General features: G+C 51.9%; 14 protein-coding genes. All 14 read right to left on the bottom strand.

All coding sequences use genetic code 11. The annotated features are described in order from the left end of the window. Window positions 1-11: 11 nt before the first annotated feature. The 14 genes from FPZ49_RS14045 to FPZ49_RS13980 all read right to left on the bottom strand — a co-directional run bounded on the left by FPZ49_RS14045 (window position 12) and on the right by FPZ49_RS13980 (window position 14,900). On the bottom strand, window positions 12-1,721 hold the full coding sequence (locus FPZ49_RS14045; protein ID WP_144847689.1) for a phospho-sugar mutase: 1,710 nt from the start codon (window positions 1,719-1,721) through the stop codon (window positions 12-14). A gap of 22 nt (window positions 1,722-1,743) precedes the next feature. Further along, window positions 1,744-2,181: a 3-hydroxyacyl-ACP dehydratase FabZ gene (gene fabZ, locus FPZ49_RS14040; protein ID WP_144847687.1), complete on the bottom strand. Its 438-nt coding sequence runs from the start codon at window positions 2,179-2,181 to the stop codon at window positions 1,744-1,746. 202 nt (window positions 2,182-2,383) lie between these two features. Then, window positions 2,384-2,905 carry a CDP-alcohol phosphatidyltransferase family protein gene (locus tag FPZ49_RS14035; protein WP_144847685.1) on the bottom strand — a complete coding sequence of 174 codons (522 nt, stop codon included), beginning with the start codon at window positions 2,903-2,905 and terminating at the stop codon, window positions 2,384-2,386. Between the two features lie 144 nt (window positions 2,906-3,049). Next, entirely contained in the window at window positions 3,050-3,268 is a 219-nt protein-coding gene (locus FPZ49_RS14030; protein WP_261381401.1) for a DNA-directed RNA polymerase subunit beta, read from the bottom strand. A 30-nt stretch (window positions 3,269-3,298) separates the two neighbouring features. Continuing rightward, window positions 3,299-4,174, bottom strand: coding sequence for a flagellar hook-basal body protein (locus tag FPZ49_RS14025; RefSeq protein ID WP_144847681.1), 876 nt, complete (start codon window positions 4,172-4,174; stop codon window positions 3,299-3,301). A gap of 35 nt (window positions 4,175-4,209) precedes the next feature. Continuing rightward, window positions 4,210-5,106: a flagellar hook-basal body protein gene (locus tag FPZ49_RS14020; protein ID WP_144847679.1), complete on the bottom strand. Its 897-nt coding sequence runs from the start codon at window positions 5,104-5,106 to the stop codon at window positions 4,210-4,212. 15 nt (window positions 5,107-5,121) lie between these two features. Further along, window positions 5,122-6,120, bottom strand: coding sequence for a rod shape-determining protein (gene mreB, locus FPZ49_RS14015; protein ID WP_144847677.1), 999 nt, complete (start codon window positions 6,118-6,120; stop codon window positions 5,122-5,124). Window positions 6,121-6,386: 266 nt separating this feature from the next. Further along, window positions 6,387-6,674 carry a sporulation transcriptional regulator SpoIIID gene (spoIIID, locus tag FPZ49_RS14010; protein ID WP_144847675.1) on the bottom strand — a complete coding sequence of 96 codons (288 nt, stop codon included), beginning with the start codon at window positions 6,672-6,674 and terminating at the stop codon, window positions 6,387-6,389. 179 nt (window positions 6,675-6,853) lie between these two features. Then, window positions 6,854-7,576: a M23 family metallopeptidase gene (locus FPZ49_RS14005; RefSeq protein ID WP_144847674.1), complete on the bottom strand. Its 723-nt coding sequence runs from the start codon at window positions 7,574-7,576 to the stop codon at window positions 6,854-6,856. A 65-nt stretch (window positions 7,577-7,641) separates the two neighbouring features. Continuing rightward, window positions 7,642-8,727 carry a stage II sporulation protein D gene (gene spoIID / locus FPZ49_RS14000; RefSeq protein ID WP_144847672.1) on the bottom strand — a complete coding sequence of 362 codons (1,086 nt, stop codon included), beginning with the start codon at window positions 8,725-8,727 and terminating at the stop codon, window positions 7,642-7,644. A 126-nt stretch (window positions 8,728-8,853) separates the two neighbouring features. Beyond that, window positions 8,854-10,185 carry a UDP-N-acetylglucosamine 1-carboxyvinyltransferase gene (murA, locus tag FPZ49_RS13995; RefSeq protein ID WP_144847806.1) on the bottom strand — a complete coding sequence of 444 codons (1,332 nt, stop codon included), beginning with the start codon at window positions 10,183-10,185 and terminating at the stop codon, window positions 8,854-8,856. Window positions 10,186-10,385: 200 nt separating this feature from the next. Beyond that, the gene (locus FPZ49_RS13990; RefSeq protein ID WP_144847670.1) at window positions 10,386-10,637 is read right to left on the bottom strand and encodes a DUF1146 family protein; all 252 of its coding nucleotides are present in this window, start codon (window positions 10,635-10,637) and stop codon (window positions 10,386-10,388) included. Window positions 10,638-10,678: 41 nt separating this feature from the next. Then, the gene (locus FPZ49_RS13985) at window positions 10,679-13,198 is read right to left on the bottom strand and encodes a S8 family serine peptidase (RefSeq protein WP_144847668.1); all 2,520 of its coding nucleotides are present in this window, start codon (window positions 13,196-13,198) and stop codon (window positions 10,679-10,681) included. Between the two features lie 190 nt (window positions 13,199-13,388). Next, entirely contained in the window at window positions 13,389-14,900 is a 1,512-nt protein-coding gene (locus tag FPZ49_RS13980) for an NADH-quinone oxidoreductase subunit N (RefSeq protein WP_144847666.1), read from the bottom strand. Window positions 14,901-14,904: the final 4 nt, after the last annotated feature.

The raw sequence follows: 14,904 nt of genomic DNA, 5'->3' as shown, positions 1-14,904 counted from the left end.
CAGCTCCCAAGTTAGTTATGTTGATCCACACGGAACATGACCTCATCCACTAGGCGGCTGATTGACTCTTGTGCCGCATGAGCGGAGTTGCCGCGCACCGCAAAGTATATTTTAATTTTGGGCTCGGTGCCTGACGGTCGAAGGCAGAACCAGGAGTCGTCCTCCAAGGTGTACTTCAGCACGTTTTCAACCGGCAAACCATAAAGCCCTTGTGAAAAATCTTCTACCTTCGTTACTTTAAGCCCGTTTAGCTGCGATGGTGCATGGAGACGCCAATCCTGCATAATTCCTTGGATTTTCTCTACACCGTCTTTGCCCTTAAGCGTCCGCGACTCCAGCTTCTCTAAGAAGTAACCATGGCGCTCGTACAGCTCCTGCAATACGTCGTACAGCGTCTTGCCCTGACTTTTATAATAAGCGGCTGCTTCACAGATCAGCATCGATGCGATGACCGCATCCTTGTCTCGAGCATACGTGCCGGCCAGATAGCCGTAGCTCTCTTCATAGCCGAACAAAAACTGCGCTTCACCGGTCTGCTCGAACTGCGTCATTTTCTCACCGATGTATTTGAAGCCTGTTAGCGTATTGAGTACTTCCGCGCCGTAATGCTCGGCAATGACCGCTCCCATCTCACTGGTTACGATTGTCTTAATCACGACACCGTTCGCAGGCAGCGCACCTTGCTCTTGCAGGCTGCTGAGCAAGTAATCCACCATGATGGCGCCGGATTGATTGCCGGAGAGCACGAAATATTCCCCGTTCGCATCCTTCACTACCGCACCCATCCGGTCGCAGTCCGGGTCGGTTCCGATGATGATGTCGGCGTTCGTCTCTTTCGCTTGGCTGATCGCCAAGGTGAACGCTTCCCGCTCTTCCGGGTTAGGCGACTTCACCGTGGAGAACATCGCATCCGGCTCCTCTTGCTGAGGAACCACATCGACTTGTCCGAATCCGACGGCTGCCAGCACCGCACGAACCGACTTATTCCCCGCTCCATGCAGCGGCGTATAGATCACGCGGAAATCGCTGCTGATTTGGCGAACCACTTCCGGGTTTCGGCTCACAGCGGTGACCACCTTATTGTACTCGGCATCCACCTCTTCACCGATCCACTCCAGTAGTCGGCTGGCTTCCGCCTCTTCGCGAGAGCTTCGCTTCACATCCGCAAATGACTGTACGCCGCGAATCTCCTCAATCACTTGCTCCGCTTGATCCGGTACGAGTTGGCCTCCGTCATTCCCATACGCCTTATATCCGTTATATTCCGGTGGATTGTGGCTTGCCGTGATCACGACTCCGGCGTCCGCTTTCAAATAGCGAACCGCAAAGGAAAGCTCCGGCGTCGGGCGCAGAGATTCAAACACATATGCCTTAATCCCATTGCCAGCCAGCACTTGGGCCGTTTCCAGCGCAAATTCCGGCGACTGGTTCCTGGAATCGTAAGCAATGACAGCGGACAGCGAAGACTTCCCCGACTTGAGCAAAAATTGCGCCAGCCCCTGTGTTGCCCGTGCCACGGTATAAGCATTGATCCGATTCGTTCCGGCCCCGATCACGCCGCGAAGTCCACCGGTTCCAAACTCCAGATCCCTATAGAATCGATCTTCAATTTCCTTGGGTTGATCTGCGATCCCGCGAAGCTCTGCTTTCGTCGCCTCGTCTATCGCCTTGTCCTGAAGCCATAGCTCATACTGTTCCTGCACGCGTGTTTGAATACTCATTAATCCCTCTCCCCTACTGGAATTAGTTATTCTCTTTATCGCTTAGGGCGAACATTAATTCTCCCTCGGCAACCACTTTGTCGCCCACCTTGGCCGTAGCCTGGCCCTTGCCAATCGAGCCTTTCAAGCGGGTGATCTCAACCTCTAGCGTAAGTACATCCCCAGGTACCACTTGACCACGGAACCGAAAACCATCAATCCCGGCGAAAAAGCCCAACTTGCCTTTATTGGCTTCTACCATCAGCATCGCCACACAGCCGACTTGAGCCAGCGCTTCCACTATAAGCACCCCAGGCATCACAGGATACCCCGGAAAATGGCCTGTAAAATGCGGCTCGTTCATGGTTACGCATTTGATCCCTTTCGCCCGAACGCCCGGTTCAACCTCCAGAATCCGATCGACGAGCAGAAACGGATAACGATGGGGGATAATCTCTTGAATTTGTACGGCATCTAACAAAGTGAATACTCCTTCCTTGTTACAACGGATCTGCGTGCTTGTTCGAGACCATTGTCAACGCTGCGTTTGGAATAAAATCGGTGGTTTCAACTTACACTAACCAATGTCCCTTCATGATCTGCAGTAGTGAAGGTTGATATAAGGGAGCTCATGTTCAGGTGTGCTGTCAGGCAGGCCCGAACATGGGCTCTTTTAATTGGAATCAAGCGTCCAAATCGCGTTTGTTCAACAATTTGAACTGGGCGATGTAAATCACGGAGGTCAAAAACGAGATAATAATGACAAACCATAAGTAGATAAATGCATACGGCATCTGAAACACGATTAACAATATCGCTATGTAATAAAGCACGGTCGTTAGCTTGCCCATAAAATTCGCCGGAACGGTAATTTTCCCACGAAAATGAAAAAATGCCGAGCCTACAATCATCCCGATATCCCGTAAAAATATTGCCGCCGCCGCCCACCAAGAAATCATCTGAGAAAAGACCAGCGATAAAATGACTGCAATCATCATCGATTTATCAGCCAGCGGATCCAGCATGCTTCCAAGCTGTGTAACCAGCTGCCGTTTGCGGGCAATATAGCCGTCAAGCACATCCGTCAGCCCTGCAGCCACCAGAATGCAGAAGGCGATCTTCATATGACCTGCCTGAAACACGAGTAAATAGACCGGGATTAATAGAAAGCGGCAGAAGGTCAGGACATTCGGTACATTCCACACAACTTCGTTCCCCCTCGTAGCGGTCAGCATAACGGTTCGTAGCTGTTTTCTCTGATATCCGCTCCCGTCCATCCATTATACCTTTATCAGGAAAAAAATAAAACTCCCCTGGAATAACCGTCGGGAGTCCTGTATATGCTGCTCTTATGTATCCGCGAAGACCAAGTCAAACAGATGTCGCCAGGTCCCCAGCTCGAACACTTCGTTCATGTCTTGCTTGCCTATATAAACGTATCCTATACATAGCCCTACAGCAAGCGCAGCTACGCATGTCACCGGAATCCAAGTCCATCGGATGAACGCTCGTATCGCTCTTACCCAGCCTTTCCGTTTCTTGGGCGGCTTCTTTGGATTATCGCTCAACTCTCCTACCTCCCACTGCAGCGGTTGCAGCTATGCACGTAAATTGTTGGCCAGGTTCATCATCGTGTCCGCTGAGCTGACCGCACGGGAATTCAATTGGAATGCCCGCTGCACCGTCAAAAGCTCCGACATTTCGTCCGAGAGATTGACGTTCGATTGCTCTAGGAACCCTTGGCGCACCGTAATCGGATCGACATTGTTGTTCCCCTGCGTGACGGTTTGAAGAATCTCACCTTGCTGCTGTGGCGTAATATCCGAAGGCAGCCCGTACAGATTGTCTCCAAGCTGTTGGAGCAGCTGAGGACGAACGACACGCATCAACTTAACTTGGCCGGCTTGCACCGGAGGTGCGCCCTTATCGCCTTCATTATAGGCCATAATGTTGCCGTCAGCGTCGATTTTTACGGTATGGTTCTTCGGCACACGGATCGGAGCATTGTCCACTCCCATCACGTATTGGCCATCCTTCGTCGTTAAGAACATGCTGTCCGGATCCTGCGGATCGACGGATGGGGACAATTGAAAGGCACCGCTTCGCGTCCACCGCGTTTGCTGCACCGGTGTGTTGTTGGCATCCAGCGAAATCGTGGAGATCTCAAACAAACCGTTCCCCTCAATTGCCATATCGAGCGGGCTGTCCGTCGCCTGAAGCGAGCCCTGAGCCAGATTCAGCTGGGACGACACCATCTTCGCTCCCCAGCCTTGGTTATAGCCGAGCGGCGACATCCGGCCGTCCTTCTGGAAGCCGCGAGGCTGCTGCTGGATACTGGTCAGCACGTCCTGAAAGGACGCTTCTTTGCGCTTGTAGCCCGTCGTATTCACGTTAGCGATATTGTTCGCGACCAAATCGAGCTTCTGCTGCAGCGCATGCATCGATACGGATGAATTGATCATGGAATGATTCACGAGGGATCCTCCTGAGCGGTGTCTTTAAAATAAAATTATACGCGGCCGATCTCGTTTACCGCTTTTTCCATGCTTTTATCATAATACTGAACCATCTTCTGATTCGCTTCGTACGCGCGGAGCGCAGCCATCATATCGACCATGGATTGCCCGGCGTCCACGTTGGAGCGCTCGATGTACCCTTGCCGCACCTCAACCTGATCTTGTCCATCCGTAGGACGGAAAGCTCCCTGGTCCTCAGCATTCAAGCGGTACAACCCGTTTCCTTCGCGAATCAGTTGGTTTGGATCTTCAACCCGTGTAATCAATAAGCTCATCGGCCCGCCAGCCCCTATAATCGGCTGTCCGTCCACATTGGTGAACTGGCCGGTCCGAGTAATCCGGAAATTCGTAATGGGCGTTCCTGTCCCGGAATCCACCAAAATAATCGGTTGCCCATCCCGTCCCAGCACCTGATGACCTTCCGAATCGATCATCTGCCCGCTGGCATCGAGCGAAAACTTCCCGTTTAGCGAATATCGCTGCTCCCCGGCGCCATTCAGAATTGTAAAGAAAGCCTGCGGCTGAATGACCCGCTGCCCGTTCGCATCGACGTACTTCCCGGAGCTGTCAAACCGCGCACCAGGAACTTGAATGTTCGACACTAACGCAAAATCAAACGGGTTGTTCGTCTCCTGGATATCTCCCTGCGCATGCAAAGACACGTTCTCCTCCGCCATGACACCGGTATTCAGACGCCCCACTTGAACTGCCCCAGGCTCGTCCTTCCCGCTTCGAATCCGCGAGATCAAGACCTCAGGGAAAGAACGGTTAATTCCGTTGCCTCCCTTGAAGCCTGGCGTGTTAATGTTGGCGATATTGTTCGTCACGATATCATGCTTGCGCTGCTGGGCAATCATGCCGGAAGCCGCGGTGTATAGACCTCTGAGCATAGGAGAGTTCCCTCCTTAAATTTTGCGTTTGGAGACTTTGTCCAAATTGTCGAGCATCGTTCCCGTGCCTTTAACCACGCAGTGCATTGGATCTTCAGCGATCAATACCGGTACCTTAAGCTCGTCCGCCAATAACTGATCAATGCCGTGCAGCAAGGCGCCTCCGCCCGTTAAAATGACGCCGCGATCAATAATATCGGCCGACAGCTCCGGCGGTGTCCGTTCGAGCACCGTCTTCGCCGCTGCAACGATCGACGAAACCGGCTCCCACAACGCCTCTTGAATTTCCCTGGAATCGATGGTAATCGTCAGCGGCAAGCCGCTCACCATATCTCTGCCGCGGATATCCATCGTTTCTTTCTTCAGCTCAGGATGCACGGTACCGATGCGAACCTTAATGTCCTCGCTTGTCCGTTCCCCGATCAGCAGCTTGTACTTGCTCTTAATATATTTCATGATGGAGGAGTCGAACTTGTCCCCCGCAATCTTAATCGAAGAGGAGGTGACGATGTCGCCCATCGACAATACGGCGACATCCGTCGTTCCGCCGCCGATATCCACGACCATATTGCCGCTAGGCTGGTAAATGTCCATGCCTGCGCCAATCGCTGCCGCTTTCGGCTCCTCTTCCAGAAACACCTCACGCGCCCCGCTGCGTTCTGCAGCTTCGCGAATCGCCTTCTGCTCAACAGAAGTGATGTTCGTAGGAGCACAAATGAGAATGCGCGGGTGAGAGTACCACTTCCTCCCTCCTACTTTATTAATGAAGTATTTCAACATCATCTCAGTGATTTCAAAATCTGCAATAACGCCGTCCTTGAGCGGACGAGTGGCGATAATGTTACCCGGTGTACGACCGACCATTCGGCGAGCTTCCTCACCAACAGCAAGCACCCGCTTCGTATCGCTTTCGATGGCGACGACGGATGGCTCATCCAGGACGACGCCTCTTCCTTTCACATGGATCAGGACGTTCGCCGTCCCTAGGTCTATCCCGATATCCTTGCTAAACATCTAATGAATCCTCCCTAAACCAACCGTCCAACCTCAAAAAGAAGCGGCATTTCTATTATATACGTTTCTTAGATAATTTCGCCATTGTTTTGCAAAATCCTCTTTTTTCGATTTATTTTTCGACAATTATCGCGGAGTTGTTAAATTTCCTTTATAGGTTGGAGAGGGGGAGTAGGGAACGTACCGTCAGCATGCCGCCTCGGCCGCCTCGAAAGGAAGCTTTGACGAGCAAGCTCACGGTACGATGGGGTAAGCGTTTTTATTTCTCATTTTACAGTGACAAGCTTCTCCTGGGATTTGGGGCTGCGGGTTTTGCGGTACTTAATCTTCGTGGCTTCTCCCCCGCGCAGGTGACGAATCGACTTATGGTATTCTAAAATATGCTTGACCTGATTCGCGAGCTCCGGATTGATTTCCGGCAGCCGCTCCGTTAAATCCTTGTGCACCGTACTTTTAGAGACACCAAATTCCTTGGCAATCGTGCGAACCGTATGCTTCGTTTCCACTAGGCAGCGGCCAATTTTAATGGTTCGCTCTTTGATATAATCGTGCACTCCCCTCGCCTCCCTACTCGAGTTAGTTTGGTACATTATATGAGGGGTGCGGACTTATATTCTTTGTTTCGGCGGCGTGACAAGCCTGGTACGTACAATTATTTTCAAGGACAAGCTTTTCACGACAAAAAAGACAGAGGATTTCTCCCCTGTCTGAAAAGGTTTATTCACTTTTTGGATTAATGGTCGCCCAAGTACTGCTCCGGATTGACGGCTGGGCCGCCTTGGCCTTGACGAAGCTCGAAGTGCAGGTGCACGCCTTGATCCTTCTCCAGCTCATTGCGTCCCGCTTTGGCGATGACGTCGCCTTTTTTCACATCAGCATCTTTGGTCACTTTGACTTCCGCCAAGCTCTGGTACACGGAAACCAATCCATTGGAATGCGTAATTTCAACCAAGTTGCCGACGATCGGATCTTTTTGCACCATCGTCACTTTACCGCTCATGACCGCTTGCACATCAAACACTTGATTGTCGTGTCTAGCGAAGTCCATCCCCATATGTGGTGTAAACGTGTCACCGTACTCCACCATGGCGGCTTGTCTGACTTCACTTGAAGCCTTACTATCGAAGAACGGCAGAACGACATCCAAGTCGTTGCGGTCTTTGACCGGCCATTGCATCGATTCTTGCTTAGCGCTCGTAGCTACGGCATCAGTTCCGGATACGTTGCCTGTGACCGTACCGGTTTTGGAAGAATCGACACTAACTTTGGTCGACGTATCCGCTCCCTGATACACCCACATTAACGTTAAGATAATTGCCGCTGCTGCCACATACGTTGCTGGAAATACCCACTTCTTGGCGAGAAATCTTTTCCAACTGGACGACGGACTACTAGGTGCTCCCTCGGTAGATTTAGGAGCTTCTTGCTTGGTCAAATCTCTTTTTTGTTCATTCATAGATTATCACCTCGCTAACCATTCTTGCCAGGTTCGCGAGATTTATACGCGGCAAAACCTACTTTTTAGAAAAGTTTCCCTTTCAATAGATTTGCTGCCGGTTCCACTTCAATGCCTTTGTAAAAATACTTCACAATGTCCTCCGCCTTGCGTCCTTCCTTAGCCATGCCGTTGGCCCCCCACTGACTCATCCCCACACCGTGTCCATAGCCAAACGTCGTAATCTTCCATTCACCATCATTATAGGCCCATTGAAATTGGCTAGAGTTCAGCCCTAGCTTCTCTCTCACCTCTCGTCCGGTAAACAGCTTTCCGTTAATCGATAGCCTCTTAATCCGTTGTCCTTGGCTCTTCTCTATGACTTTGAAGGCGGAAGCTCCGCCCGAGGTAACAGGAACGGCGGCAGGCAGCCCTAGCTTTTGCTGCAGCTCCTTGGCTGTGATGGTGACGGTTTCTTTATACCGTGGTGATAGCTTCACATCCCAGGGACTAGGCACGCTGCGTAAGTAGGGGATCGTTTCGTTCCAATAGTCTTCCGAATTTTCCGTATACCCATTGCTGGTGGAGAAAAAGCTAGCTTCAATCGGCGCATGCTGATAGGTCAAGATGAGATCCTTCGTCCCCTCTACGGCCTTGTTTAGCTTGTCTACATTCGCGGTGTAAACGTCCCCGCTCCAGCGCGATTTCAGCTCTTCGTCTGAAACGAACGCTTGATGGGTCGTCGTGTCCGTCACCAGCGCCTCGGAGGAGACTGGGACGTTGCTTTTATCCCCGTCCAGCAGCCTGCGCACGATATAGGTTCGGGCCGCCATGGCCTGCGCCTTCAGAGCCTCGGGCTCGAACTCGATCGGCATTTCTGCCGCCACGACGCCTTTTACATACTGCTCCAGGCCGAGCTTTACCGTTTTCTTTTCCTTCGCGAGATACACTGGGATGACCGCGAGGTCACTTGGCGCTGACGCCGTGGCCACCTCTTGCGTTCCCGGCCTAACGGTACCTGAGTCGCTATTCGGGAGCGTACGGACCAAGAGACCCGGCACAAGAACGACCACCGTGGTGAAGCTTGCGATCCATACGGCGAACCACCGCAGCCATGCTTTTTGCTTCGGACTCCACTTGCGGTTTAGTCTCGCTTGCAGCTTATACTTCATCGAATGAGTTCCTCCATCTTCAGGTAGGTAACATCATCTTATGAATTCAAAAAATAGAATAGAACAAAAAGAAAGAGAACCTTCTCTCTCAAAAATAGGTTCTCTAGGTCATTGTATATTCGGCTGCTAGGCCATGCTCGGTTGAACGGCGAAGATCGGCAGCGACGCTCCTTGCTCCTCATCGTCCAGCTCCACGATCTCGTGAGAGACGCGCTGAATGTCCGCACCCAAACGGGCCAGCTTCTCGGTAATCTCCACGTATCCGCGGTCAATATGATGCAATCCGCTAATCTCGGTGTCCCCATCGGCTACCAGCGCAGCAAGAATCAATGCCGCTCCTGCGCGCAGGTCCGTTGCGCATACTTTCGCGCCCCGCAGTCGATTGCCGCCGCTAATGACTGCAGTACGGCCCTCTACCTTGATTTGCGCGTTCATATTCGTGAATTGCTCGACGTGCATGAAGCGATTTTCAAACACGGTCTCGGTCACTAGGCTGGTACCGTCGGCTACGAGCAGCAGCGCCATCATTTGCGACTGCATATCAGTCGGGAAGCCCGGGTACGGCAATGTCTTCACGTCTACGGCGCGCAGCGGACGGTCTGCATACACCCGCAGCCCGTTTTCATCCTCCAGGACCTGCACGCCCATCTCCTGCATCTTCGAGATGACCGGACGCAAGTGGTCTGCAATCGCCCCTTCAATAAACAGATCGCTGCGAGTAATCGCGGCTGCAATCATGTATGTACCCGCTTCAATCCGATCCGGAATGACCGTATGTGCTGCACCACTTAATTGCTCGACACCGTCTATGCGAATGAGGCCTGTGCCCGCTCCACGGATTTTGGCGCCCATCGCGTTCAAATAGTTGGCCAAGTCGACGATCTCCGGCTCTTTCGCCGCGTTTTCAATCAGGGTCGTGCCCTCCGCGAGCGCAGCCGCCATCATAATATTTTCTGTCGCGCCTACGCTGGCCACGTCCAGATAAATTTTGGCGCCCTTCAATCTGCCTTTGACCCGGGCCTCAATGTAGCCTTGACCGAGCTCAATCTCGGCCCCCATCGCTTCAAAGCCCTTCAGATGCTGATCGATCGGCCGTGTGCCAATTGCGCATCCGCCAGGTAGCGAAATCCGCGCCTGCCCCATCCGGGTCAATAACGGTCCCATAACGAGAAAAGAAGCCCGCATTTTTCGCACCAGGTCATGAGATGCCTCATACGTATGGATACGCTGCGCATTGACGCGAACGGTTTCATTTTTATACTCAATTTCAATGCCTAAGCTTTCTAGTACCTTGTTAATAACGAGGACGTCGTCCAGGGGAGGTGCGTCATGGATCACGCTAACTCCTTCCGACCCTAATATAGAGGCTGCGATAATCGGCAGTACGGCATTTTTCGCACCGTGGATTCGAACTCTGCCGGCTAACTTCTTGCCGCCGCGGACGATAATTTTGCTCATCATGGTCCCCCTCCGCGTGTTTTCTTTACGTGCCTTTACTAGTTTAGCATCGAACTTTAGGGCCGACAATTTGATTTTGCCTGATCTTCGGCCCATCATGATATCATTCGTATCGCGATTTGATTTTAAAGCGGTTGTACTATCCATTGTTGACAATAATCTCCTCGATTATTCGAAATCCGTAGTATTCGACATTTTATTCAAAACATTCCTGGCAGCCAAGTCGACCATAAAAAATAATCTATGACAAAACGCGCCAATTGATAGCCTAATGCAACGGATAAAAATATTTGCAGCAGCCTGGCCTGCGGGCTCTTGGGCCGTTTAACAATCGCATCGAGCTTCAGCTCTTGCAGCACCCACCACGAAAAACCGATGAACACCAGCACCACGCTAATATTGATCATTCCGTTTAATCCCATGGAGGTATTCACTTGATTTAAATAGTCCATCGCTTATCTTCATCCTCGCTCTCGGGCTATGACGCCCCAGCTTATCTTAGTAAATGAGACAAGAGCGTGACAAACTCCCCACGCGTTGCCTGCTGATCCGGATGGAAGGAGCCATCGGCATACCCTGAAATCCAGCCCTCCGCCTTCATCTGCTTCAGCAGTCCGATGCCCCAATAATTTTCGTCCACATCGGTAAATGGCACATTGCCTCTTCGCTTGCCTGTCATGTTCATACTCCGGGCCAGCATAGCCGTCATTTCCATCCGGCTCACCGGTTGATCGGGTGCAAAGGTGCGATCGGGATACCCGTCAATGACGCCGGCTTGCGCCGCATGAGCAATGTACCCATACGCCCAGTGAGATTCATTGAGATCCGTGTAGCTCACTGCTCTTTGCTTGGACCAATTGAAGGCCCTGGAGAGCACCGCCGTAGCTTCAGCCCTCGTAATGGGGCGATCCGGCTGGAACGTATAATCGTCATACCCATTGATCACTTGCTTAGATGATAAGCTTAAGATGGCATCCTGAGCCCAGTGCCCGCGGATATCCGTATACCCTCCGGTTAGCGGCTGTGCTGAAACAAGCAGCTGGTACATGTGATGGTCAAATGTGCGATTCGTGTTGAGCTTTACGTAGTAGGTTCCCGGCTGGAATCGGCCTGAAAGCTGCTGTGAGTCGTTCGGCGGGGTATTCATCGAGCTGGCTATCGGCTTAAGCGCCCCATCGTACAAATTCATATACATCGTCGCGGGTGAAGGAATATCCGTCAATCGAACCTGCACGAGACTTTCCTCGTCAACCGTAAATTGATACCAATCGACATCATCCAGCTTATCCAGCAGTCCGTTATATGGGGTATTCAGGGAAACGGTGGTCGCTTGATAAGAACGGTTATTCGGTTCATTCGGATCGATCAGCTTGGCATCATATTCAAAGCTGAGCGTATATTCGCCCACCACCGGGTTCGCGTAATCCTTTACATTCGTTACCCGGATGTAATAGCTTCCCGGAAACACTTCCGGAATAAACATCGTTTCGGTCACGCCGTCGTCGCCTTTATCCAGGATGACCGACTTCTCCCCTTGCTTCTGAACTAGCAAAACCGGATCCATCCGCGCAGTGTCCGTCGACAGCCGAATGCGCAGCGAGCCGGATTGTTCCACGGGAAACTCAAACCAATCGGTATCGTTGTATTGATGAAACGTACCTTTGATGCTGAGACTCCGGGAAGGCAGAACGTAGGACATAAACTGCTTATCGTTATCTTCATACGGATCGCGGTAAATATCAAACGATGTCTCCAGTTGATACGGGACATTCATCGTTTGACCCCGTTCCGTGAGCTGCAGCTGAAAATAACTGCGCCCCTTCGATACCTTCAGCGGGATGACTTGTCCGCCTTGTACCGTCTTGCTGGTTAAAACTCCTGTGGCATTGGTATGCTGCACGCTGGCGCTCATCGCGCTGTTCATGTCCAGCGACAAATTGATCGTCCCATCATAGGGTGCGTCGACATAATACCAATCGATATCCGAGCCTCCTGCGAACGAGGCGGATATTTTTTTGCTCACGGAGATCGACTTGGCTTGGTCCTTCCGATTATTCGGCTCGTACATGTCAGCCAAATACATCTCCGTCATCATCCGATCGGCTCTTAGCATACCGTAGCCCGTCGTTTCATCCCAGCCCTTGCCGCCCAAATCCTGCGCCGTCTGCCGTAAAAATTGACGTATTTCATACGCCTTCATCCCAGGATTGCGCGTCCAAGCTAGTGCCGCTACGGCAGCAGCTTGTGGTGCAGCCATGGACGTGCCATCCTTACTTTCATAGTTACCGTCCAGGCCCGTGGTGAACACGTCCCATGGTGCAAGCAGATCGACCTCGGGACCGGTGTTCGATCGGCTGTCTGCCGTACCGTCTGCGGTTAATCCGCCCACCGCCAGCACCGTGGGGTATGCAGCGGGATATTTGACACGATTGCCCTCATTGCCCGTCGCCGCTACCAGCAGCACATCCCGTTCCTCGGCGTACTTTACAATATCGCTCATATAAGCAGAGTATTTGTTTAGTCCGAGGGAAAGCACCACAATTTTGGCCCCATGATCGACGGCGTAGCGAATGCCTTCACCCAACCGCTGCTCCCCGCCGGAGCCATCGGCCTCCAGCGCCTTGATCGGCATGATCCGGGCGCGCCATAAAATGCCCGCTACCCCGCGGTCGTTATTGCCCATCGCAGCGATGACGCCTGCCACATTCGTGCCATGACCATTATCGTCGGCCGGCGGCAGTTCAGGGTGAATCAGATTGATGCCCGGAACTAAATTGGGCTTTAAATCGGGATGGTTCAAATCGACACCCGTATCGACAATGGCAATCGTTATATTGGTATTTACCTGCGCCACATCCCAAGCTTCGTTCATATGAATTTGCTGTAGGTAGGACTGCTTGGCGTAAAACGGATCATCCGCTTCAGCACCATAAGCCGTTGGACAGCAGATCAGAAAAACAGCCAGGATCACGCCTGTCGAGAAAAGTGTATGTATCCAGCTTCGCTCATTCATCGCTTGTTCGTATCCTTTATCCGGTTTCAACGCTTGACATGTTCACATGCCATATCTCATTCTAAGCCTAAACCCTATTGCCTGCAACTGGAATTGAAAACCTTAACTGAACGTTCAAATTGTAATTTAAAAAAGCTCAACCCCCTCCCGACGCGAGAGGCTGTTGAGCTTTTTCCATGTGAGAATTCTCTTAAAACATAAACAGATCCTGCGTTAGGGAGAAAATCCGTTCAATATACCCCAGCACCCATTGCGGCACTAAACCGAGGATAACACTGACTCCCGCACACAACCACATCGTAATGCCGAGCGGCAGGGAGACCTTCACTTCCTGGGCTTCAAAATCGCTCCGCATGAACATTTGGCGAATAAAACCGAAGTAGAAGTAGAACGACACAACGCTCGTTCCAATCATCACCGCAGCGAGCCAATAGTGCTGTGTTTGGAGCGCACCCATTAAAATGTACAGCTTCCCGAAGAAGCCGCCTGATAGTGGAAGGCCCGCGAGTGACAGCACCAGCAGCACCGTAGCCACCGCCGTGCCTGGAGCACGATAGTATAATCCAGCCAAGCCTTTCAGCGCTTCATCGCCGGTCGAACGTTCAATAATCATCAGCACGGCAAAAATCCCGATATTCATAAACAGGTAGGCGATCAAGTAGAACGAGAACTCGGAAAAGTTTGAAAAGTGGACCATGGAAAACTGTACTGCAATCGGCACCAGCAGGTACCCCGTATTGGCTATACCGGAGTAAGCCAGCAGTCGCTTCATATGCGTTTGACGCAGCGCAATGAAGTTCCCGAGAATCATTGCCGCTGCCGCGACCACCATCAGCGAGGTCAAAATATCTTGATGAATCGGCTGACTCATCAGATCGCCGACCGCATAAATGCCGTAAATTAAGCGGAACAGCACGGCAAAAGCCGCTGCCTTGGACACGACCGCCAAGAAGGCGGTGACGGGAGTTGGAGCTCCCTGATATACATCCGGCGCCCACATATGAAACGGGGCTGCCGCTACCTTGAAGCCAAAGCCTGCCAGCAGCAGGAAGAAGCTCAAGTATATCATCGGCAGCATGCCTTTGCCCGCTTGACCGATGGCTGAGTTGATTTCGTTAATGACCGTAGAACCCGACATCCCATACAGAAACGACATTCCGTATAAAATGACGGCCGAAGAAACACCACCAAGCACAATATACTTGAAGGCCCCTTCGTTGGAAGCCGCTTGCTTTTTTCGCATGGCCACCAAGATGTACGAGGTAATGCTGAGCAGCTCCAGCCCGACGAACAACGTAATTAAATCGCCCGACGAAGCCATGATCATCCCGCCGATCGTAGCCGGCAGCAGCAAGTAGTAGAACTCGCCGACATGCGGGATGTCCTCCTCCTTCACCGAGCCAATGCTCATGAAGGTAATAAGCCCTGCACCTGTAAGCAAAATTAGCTTTATAATGTTGGCAAAATCATCGATGCGGTAGCTGAATTGCAGCAGCTGCTTCGGCTCCGCCGGATTCAAGTAGGACACGACGAACAAGGCTGAGATGACGATACTAGCCAACGACAGCCATCCGAGCCACGTGCGATTCGAATGACGAGGTAGCAGCAAATCAAGCAGCGATAACACCACAGCAGCAACGACTAGTGTCAGCTCCGGGGCCAGCAGTCCAATATCAGTAAGTTGAAGACGTATCGCTTCCACCGGT

The sequence above is a fragment of the Paenibacillus cremeus genome, from assembly GCF_007786445.1.
GTDB lineage: Bacteria > Bacillota > Bacilli > Paenibacillales > NBRC-103111 > Paenibacillus_G > Paenibacillus_G cremeus.
Note: the sequence above shows the minus strand (reverse complement) of the source record. Positions and strands in the feature narration are given on the sequence as shown.

Bases quoted from the DNA above. Each gene is read 5' to 3' on its own strand.
- spoIID (WP_144847672.1), bottom strand. From the start codon at position 8,727: ATGAAGTATAAGCTGCAAGCGAGACTAAACCGCAAGTGGAGTCCGAAG.
- FPZ49_RS13985 (WP_144847668.1), bottom strand. From the start codon at position 13,198: ATGAATGAGCGAAGCTGGATACATACACTTTTCTCGACAGGCGTGATC.
- mreB (WP_144847677.1), bottom strand. From the start codon at position 6,120: ATGTTTAGCAAGGATATCGGGATAGACCTAGGGACGGCGAACGTCCTG.
- FPZ49_RS13990 (WP_144847670.1), bottom strand. From the start codon at position 10,637: ATGGACTATTTAAATCAAGTGAATACCTCCATGGGATTAAACGGAATG.
- FPZ49_RS14020 (WP_144847679.1), bottom strand. From the start codon at position 5,106: ATGCTCAGAGGTCTATACACCGCGGCTTCCGGCATGATTGCCCAGCAG.
- murA (WP_144847806.1), bottom strand. From the start codon at position 10,185: ATGAGCAAAATTATCGTCCGCGGCGGCAAGAAGTTAGCCGGCAGAGTT.
- FPZ49_RS14045 (WP_144847689.1), bottom strand. From the start codon at position 1,721: ATGAGTATTCAAACACGCGTGCAGGAACAGTATGAGCTATGGCTTCAG.
- FPZ49_RS14005 (WP_144847674.1), bottom strand. From the start codon at position 7,576: ATGAATGAACAAAAAAGAGATTTGACCAAGCAAGAAGCTCCTAAATCT.